The following is a 6300-nucleotide window of genomic DNA, read 5'->3' as shown; positions in this document are numbered from 1 at the left end:
TGGCAGTCCCTAGGGGAGTCGAACCCCTCTCTCCAGGTTGAAAACCTGGCGTCCTAACCGATAGACGAAGGGACCACTCGGCGCGGAGGGCGGCTCTATATCCGCCTTCCTCGTGGTGCGCAACAGCCTGCTAGACGTTTTTGCGACGAGGGTCGGCGATATCCTCGATCTCTAACTCCACGCCCTCACGCCCGTTCCAGTCGTCGGCTTTCAATCGACCGGCCACGTGAATGGACGCGCCGCCAGCCATCAGGCGCGCCCCGGCCTCGGTCCCCTCCCCGCGCCACAGAACCGCCTTCAGCCGGCCCCCTGAGCGGTCTGTGAGGCTGCAACGGATATGTCCGCCGCGCAGGATCATTGGGCGCTCCACCTGCGCATCGGCCAGGGCGAAGACCGGCTCCGGATTGCCGGGGCCGAAGGGGGCCAGCGCCAGGAAGCGCTCCAGCAGGCCGCGATCTGCGCCTCGGGCGGTCACCAGGGCGTCGATGTCCAGCCCGTCCGATTCGGCCGCCGCCGCCGATTCGTCGGCCAGCCGGGCGCAGAGGAATTCCCGCAGCTCGGGCAAGGCCGCCGGACGGACCGAAAGTCCCGCCGCCATAGCGTGCCCGCCGCCTGAAAGGAGCAGGCCCGCCTCATAGGCGCCCTGAACGGCCCGCCCGAGATTCACGCCGGGCTGGGAACGTCCTGAGCCCTTGCCCACATCGGCGGCGCGATCGATTCCCACCACGATCACCGGCTTGCGATAGCGTTCCCGCAGGCGGCCCGCGACAATGCCGATGACGCCGGGGTGCCAGTCGTCCGCCGCGGCCAGGATCAACGGATCATCGGCGAAGTTGCTTTCCCGCTCCACTTGGCGGGCTGCGGCTTCGAGCACCTGCGCCTCGACCTCGCGGCGCGAGGCGTTCAGGGCGTCGAGTTCGAGCGCGATCTTGCGCGCCTCGTCGGGGTCATCGGTGGAGAGCAGGCGCGCGCCCAGGTCCGAACGGCCGATGCGCCCCCCGGCGTTGATTCGCGGGCCGAGGACGAAGCCGGCATGGAAGGTGGTGGCCGGCCCTTTGCCGCCGGCGGCGTCCAGCAAGGCCTTGATGCCGGGATTGCGCCAGGCGGACATGACCTTCAGCCCCTGGGCGGTCAGGGCGCGGTTGAAGCCCACCAGCTGGGTCACGTCGCAGACGGCCCCCAGGGCGGCCAGATCCAGCCACTGGCGCAGGTCGGGCTCGGGCCGGCCGGCGAAGAGCCCTCGCCGCCGCGCCTCGCGATTGAGGGCGGCCAGCAGCACGAAGGTCACCCCGGCGGCGGCCAGCACCCCCTGGCCCGATGTGCAATCAGGTCGGTTCGGATTGACCAGGGCCGCGCAGACCGGAATCTCGTCGCGCATGAGGTGATGATCGATGACCACCACGTCCAGGCCGATCTCGCCGGCGCAGGCGATGGCGTCACAGGCCGCTGCGCCGCAGTCCACCGTCACCACCAGCTCTGCGCCGGAAGCCCGCAGGCTGCGGAAGGCGGCTGGCGAAGGGCCATATCCCTCCGTGATGCGGTCGGGGACGTAGATGGAGAGGGCCTTGCCCATGGCCGCAAACCATCGGACCAGCAGCGCCGCGCTGGAGGCGCCGTCCACATCATAGTCGGCGAAGACCACCATGGCGCGGTCCTGCTCCAGGGCGTCGATCAGGACCGAAGCGGCGCGGTCCATGTCGGCGAAGCTCGACGGGTCGGGAAAGAGCGCCTTCAGTGTCGGCTCGAGATAGGCCCCCGCCCCGGCCTCGTCCACGCCGCGCGAGGCGAGCGCCCGGGCCAGGGGCTCGTCCAGGCCCAGCGCCAGCTGGTGACGCCGGACAAGCTCGGCTTCGGCCGGGCGCAGGCGCCACAGCCGCCCGCTGAGCGATCGCTCGATATCAAGGAAGCCGAGATGGGCTGCGCCGTCGGCCATGGTCAGACCGGCCGACGCATCCGGACCTCGCGCACCGTGCGCGTGGAGGAGTTCATCACCAGGGAATGGGTGTGGACGAAGCCGTCCTTCAGCCGCACGCCGTCCAGCAGGGCGCCCTTGGTCACGCCGGTGGCGGCGAAGATGGCGTCGGCGCGGACCATCTCGTGAAGGTCATAGACCTTGTCCAGCTGGCTCAGACCGCACCGCTCGGCCCTGGCCCGTTCGTCATTGTTTCGGAAAACAAGGCGGCCCTGGAACTGCCCGCCGACGCACTTCAGCGCCGCACAGGCCAGCACGCCCTCCGGCGCGCCCCCCTGGCCGAGATAGAGGTCGATCCCCGTCTCCGGATCGGCGGTGTTGATGACGCCGGCCACATCGCCGTCGGTGATCAGGTGCACTCGCGCGCCGACCTCGCGCAGGCCGGAGATGATGTCACCGTGGCGCGGCCGGTCGAGGACGCAGACGGTGATCTGGTCTTCGCTCACCCCCTTGGCCCTGGCCAGGGCTCGGACATTTTCCGCCGGCGGCGCCGTCAGGTCGAGCACGCCAGCCGGGAAACCCGGGCCGCAGGCGATCTTGTCCATATAGGTGTCGGGCGCGTTCAGCAGGGTGCCCTTGGGCGCCCAGGCCATCACCGTCAGCGCATTGGCCATGGCCTTGGCCGTCAGGGTCGTGCCTTCCAGCGGATCGAGGGCGATATCGATGGGGGGCCCGCCGGCGCCCACCTTCTCGCCCACAAACAGCATGGGCGCCTCGTCCCGCTCGCCCTCGCCGATGACGATCTCGCCGTCGATGGCCAGTTCGTTCAGGGCCGAGCGCATGGCGTCCACGGCGGCCTGATCGGCGGCCTTCTCGTCGCCACGCCCCACAAGACGCCAGGCGGCGATGGCGGCGACCTCCGTCACCCTGACCGAGTCGAGCACCAGTCCGCGATCGAGGGTGTCTGCGCTCATCTCCGCCTCCGGCGTCGAAAACCTCAGTTTCGGGGGATTCTCATATGCGCGCGATACGCATGAGACGCGGCGCCTGAAGCACGGCGGGATGCCGGGCGATCTGAGTGACCGCCTCGCTCAACACAGCTTCCGACACCTGATGGGTGGTGAGCACGATGGGCACGCCCTCGGTCTCGGCGGCGGGCTTCTGCAGGAAACTCTCGATGGAGACGCCGGCTTCAGCCAGGGTTTCGGAAACCGCGGCGATGACGCCGGGCTCATCCTTCACCAGCAGGCGCAGATAGGCGCGCACCTCGCTGCGGCTGCGGTCCACGGCCGCGAAGGCGGTCAGTTCTCCCGCCGGGCGCTGGAACACAGGACGGCGGGCGGCGGTCATTACGTCGGCGATGTCGGCGGCGACGGCCGCAGCGGTGGGGCCTGCGCCGGCGCCTGCGCCCTGAATGAAGATCCGTCCCAGGCGCCGGCCCTCGATGAAGAGCGCATTCAATGCGCCCCCGGCCTGGGCCAGGGGGTGGTCCAGCGGCACAAGAGAGGGGTGGACCCGCACCCCCACCCCGGCTTCTGAACGATCGGCCGAGGCGATGAGCTTGATCCGGTAGCCCAGATCCTTGGCCATGCGGATGTCCAGCAACTCCACCTGGTCGATCCCCTCCACCTCACAGGCGGCGAAATTGGGAGCGCAGCTGAAGGCCAGGGCCGCCAGGATGGTGATCTTATGGGCCGCGTCGAACCCGCCCACATCCATGGTCGGATCGGCCTCGGCATAACCCAGGCGCTGGGCCTCGGCGAGCACCTCGGCGAAGGCGCGGCCGCCGCTCTCCATCTCGCTGAGAATGAAGTTGCACGTGCCGTTGAGGATGCCCGAGATGCTGAGCAGCTCGTCGCCCACCAGAGCCTCGCGCACCACCTTGACGGCGGGCGTGCCGCCCATGACCGCGGCCTCGAACAGCAGCGGAACGCCATGAGCCTCGGCCAGGGCCGCAAGCTCGGCCCCGTGCTCGGCGATCAGCGCCTTGTTGGCCGTGACCACAGGCTTGCCGGCCTTGAGCGCGGCCTCCACCGCAGCCTTGGCCGGGCCGTCAGATCCCCCGATCAGCTCGACGAACAGGTCCACGTCCGGAGCGCTGGCCAGGGCCACCGGATCGTCGAACCAGGGCAGGTTCGAGATGTCATAAGGCCGGGGCCTGGTGCGCGAGCGCGCAGTGACGCCCGTGACGCTGACCTTGCCTCCGGCCGGGGCGAAGCCGGGGTTTTCGCCAAGGAAGGTGAGCAGGCCAGAGCCTACCGTGCCCAGCCCCGCGACGCCGATCCGCCAGTCTTGCGAACTCATCACCCGCTCACCGTATTATGCGCCCGGGCCAGGATGTCGTCGGCATTGGCCAGGAACTTCTTCACATTGCGGGCGGCCTGGCGGATGCGGTGCTCGTTCTCCACCAGCCCCACCCGGACATAGCCCTCACCGTACTCGCCGAACCCGACGCCCGGGGCGACGGCCACGCCGGCCTCTTCGATGAGCAGCTTAGAGAACATCAAGGCGCCGGCTTCCTTGAACTTCTCGGGAACGGGCGCCCAGGCGAACATGGAGGCGGGCGGGGCCGGGATATCCCAGCCCGCCCGCTTCATGGATTCCACCAGCACGTCGCGGCGCGACTTATAGATGGCGCGGATGTCGGCCACGCAGTCCTGCGGGCCGTTGAGCGCCGTGGCCGCGGCCACCTGGATGGGGGTGTAGGCGCCATAGTCCAGATAGGACTTCACCCGCGCCAACGCGTTGCAGATCCGCTCATTGCCCACGACCATGCCCACGCGCCAGCCGGCCATGGCGTAGGTCTTGGACAGGGAGTTGACCTCGACGGCGATCTCCTTGGCGCCTTCCACCTGCAGGACCGAGGGCGGCGGATTGTCATCGAAGTAGATCTCGGAATAGGCGATGTCGGAGATGACCAGCAGGTCGTGCTTCCGAGCGAGCGCGATGGCGTCCTTGTAGAAGTCCAGGTCCACGCACTGGGCGGTGGGATTGGACGGATAGGACAGGATCAGCACGCTGGGGGGCGGCGCGGAGTGCTTCACCGCCCGGCTCACCCCGGCCAGATACTCCTCCGGCGAATGGGCCGGCACGTGGCGGATCACGCCGCCGGCCATGATGAAGCCATAGGCGTGGATGGGATAGGCGGGGTTCGGGCAGATGATCACATCGCCAGGCGCCGTCAGGGCCTGGGCCAGGTTGGCGAACCCTTCCTTGGAGCCCAGGGTGGCGATCACCTCGGTGTCGGGGTTCAGGGTCACCCCGAAGCGGCGCTTGTAGTAGCCGGCCATGGCGCGGCGCAGGCCGACGATGCCCTTGGAGGCGGAATAGCGCCCGGCCTTGGGATCGCGGGCCGTCTCGATCATCTTCTCGACGATATGCTTGGGCGTCGGCATGTCGGGATTTCCCATACCGAAGTCGATGATGTCGGTGCCCTCGGCGCGCAGGCGCGCCTTGATGCGGTTGACCTCCTCCAGGACATAGGGAGGGAGGCGTCGGATACGGTGGAATTCCGGGGTCATTTTGAGCTCTGCCGCCGCTGCGGCCATTGGGAGCCGAAAGTCGCGCATGGATAGACCCCGGGCCGGAGTCCGCCAAGCAGGTTCAGGTGGTTCGCCTCCGCGGGCCGTTCAACGCGACGGCGGCGGAGGCGGTGTAGCTCGCTCCCGAGCCTCCGCAGCGAAGGCCTGGGTTGAGGATGGCGTCGTGATGGGCGGCGGGGGCGCGGCGTCGGCCTGGGCCCGGCGGGCGAAGGCGTCGGTCCCGTCCAGCGTCCAGGTGGAGGGCGCGGTGGCGGCGTCCAGTTCGGACCGGGCGGCTTCCACCTCGACCACAGAGGCGCGCCAGGCCGCGGGCGGACGGGCGTCGACCGGCGCCTTGGGGATATCGCTGAACCGGGGATAGTCGCGATCGGCCCGGGCGCCCTCCAGCACGGCCTGGGCCGCTGGAGAGCCGGGCGCCACGGGCGCGGTGGCGAACGGATTGCCCGCACAGCCCGCGCAGGTCAGGCCGATGGCGCACGCCTGGATAGCCGCGACGGGCGCGGCGCGAAACCTCTCCAGAAAAAGGCGCATCGGGGCGTTCATTTCCGCCTCGCTCTTATGACATGATGGGCCGCAACGAAAGGGCTGGTGTTCAGCCTGACAGATCGGAGGGCGACCGGCGATGAGCGACAAGAGCTCAGTGAAGGAACCTTCGCGCGGCAAGGGACGAGCCCGGAAGGCGCCCGCCGCCCCCGCGCCCGCGGGGGCCTCGACGACGACGTCCGCCAAGACCTCGAAATCACCGACCGCCAAGCCGGCGGCGAAGGCTCCCCTGGCCAAGGCGCGCCCCAAGGACCCGGTGAAGCCGGCGCCGGCATCGGCCAAGGCCGCGGCGAAACCCAAGGC

General features: G+C 69.4%; 5 protein-coding genes, 1 tRNA gene and 1 pseudogene. 1 reads left to right on the top strand and 6 read right to left on the bottom strand.

The annotated features are described in order from the left end of the window. The 6 genes from V7D28_RS13100 to V7D28_RS13075 form a co-directional block, all read right to left on the bottom strand. Nucleotides 1–75 (bottom strand) — tRNA-Glu (locus tag V7D28_RS13100). 55 nt (nucleotides 76–130) lie between these two features. Next, the gene (gene recJ / locus V7D28_RS13095; RefSeq protein WP_333587827.1) at nucleotides 131–1933 is read right to left on the bottom strand and encodes a single-stranded-DNA-specific exonuclease RecJ; all 1803 of its coding nucleotides are present in this window, start codon (nucleotides 1931–1933) and stop codon (nucleotides 131–133) included. Between the two features lie 2 nt (nucleotides 1934–1935). Continuing rightward, entirely contained in the window at nucleotides 1936–2886 is a 951-nt protein-coding gene (gene glpX / locus V7D28_RS13090) for a class II fructose-bisphosphatase (protein WP_333587826.1), read from the bottom strand. 40 nt (nucleotides 2887–2926) lie between these two features. Beyond that, on the bottom strand, nucleotides 2927–4216 hold the full coding sequence (locus V7D28_RS13085; protein WP_333587825.1) for a homoserine dehydrogenase: 1290 nt from the start codon (nucleotides 4214–4216) through the stop codon (nucleotides 2927–2929). Beyond that, nucleotides 4216–5433, bottom strand: a complete 1218-nt coding sequence (locus V7D28_RS13080; RefSeq protein WP_333587824.1) for an LL-diaminopimelate aminotransferase — start codon at nucleotides 5431–5433, stop codon at nucleotides 4216–4218. Before V7D28_RS13080 ends, V7D28_RS13085 begins: the two co-directional genes overlap by 1 nt. Before the next feature lie 108 nt (nucleotides 5434–5541). Next, nucleotides 5542–5985: a hypothetical protein gene (locus V7D28_RS13075; protein ID WP_333587823.1), complete on the bottom strand. Its 444-nt coding sequence runs from the start codon at nucleotides 5983–5985 to the stop codon at nucleotides 5542–5544. Nucleotides 5986–6076: 91 nt separating this feature from the next. Between V7D28_RS13075 and V7D28_RS13070 the strand changes: the two are divergent. Then, nucleotides 6077–6300: pseudogene (locus tag V7D28_RS13070) on the top strand (alpha/beta hydrolase); the annotation flags it as partial.

The organism is Phenylobacterium sp., assembly GCF_036723115.1.
Taxonomy (GTDB): Bacteria; Pseudomonadota; Alphaproteobacteria; order Caulobacterales; family Caulobacteraceae; genus Phenylobacterium.
This window is presented reverse-complemented; position numbering and strand designations above follow the sequence as displayed.

Coding starts and splice junctions, on each gene's coding strand:
- V7D28_RS13080 (WP_333587824.1), bottom strand. CDS start 5,433: ATGACCCCGGAATTCCACCGTATCCGACGCCTCCCTCCCTATGTCCTG.
- V7D28_RS13085 (WP_333587825.1), bottom strand. CDS start 4,216: ATGAGTTCGCAAGACTGGCGGATCGGCGTCGCGGGGCTGGGCACGGTA.
- V7D28_RS13075 (WP_333587823.1), bottom strand. CDS start 5,985: ATGCGCCTTTTTCTGGAGAGGTTTCGCGCCGCGCCCGTCGCGGCTATC.
- recJ (WP_333587827.1), bottom strand. CDS start 1,933: ATGGCCGACGGCGCAGCCCATCTCGGCTTCCTTGATATCGAGCGATCG.
- glpX (WP_333587826.1), bottom strand. CDS start 2,886: ATGAGCGCAGACACCCTCGATCGCGGACTGGTGCTCGACTCGGTCAGG.